The following is a 301-nucleotide window of genomic DNA, read 5'->3' as shown; positions in this document are numbered from 1 at the left end:
TCCCAGCAGCGCGCTGCAAACTCATAAATACAACCTGGTTTACGACAGCCTGAACAGGCTGTCCAGCATAGACACCGACGACAGCGTCGGCAGCGGGTCGTATAAATACCATAACACCTTCACCTATGATAACCTGGGCAACAGGCTGAGCCACACCAAAAAATGGACAATCCAAAGCGGAGGCCATCATGAAAACGGCACCTTTACCTACAACACCGCGGACCGTTTGTCCGAAAAAACCATAGAAACATCCGAGGACGGAGTAAGAGGCACCTATACCTACACCTATGACTCCAACGGC

Annotated in this window: 1 protein-coding gene; it reads left to right on the top strand. The window is 51.2% G+C overall.

Annotated features, from left to right (window positions below):
* Positions 1–301: hypothetical protein (locus DCCM_RS18545; RefSeq protein ID WP_165792075.1), on the top strand; the 301-nt coding region annotated here is incomplete at both ends.

Source organism: Desulfocucumis palustris, from assembly GCF_002933875.1.
Classification (GTDB): Bacteria; Bacillota; Desulfotomaculia; order Desulfotomaculales; family Desulfocucumaceae; genus Desulfocucumis; species Desulfocucumis palustris.
Note: the sequence above shows the minus strand (reverse complement) of the source record. Positions and strands in the feature narration are given on the sequence as shown.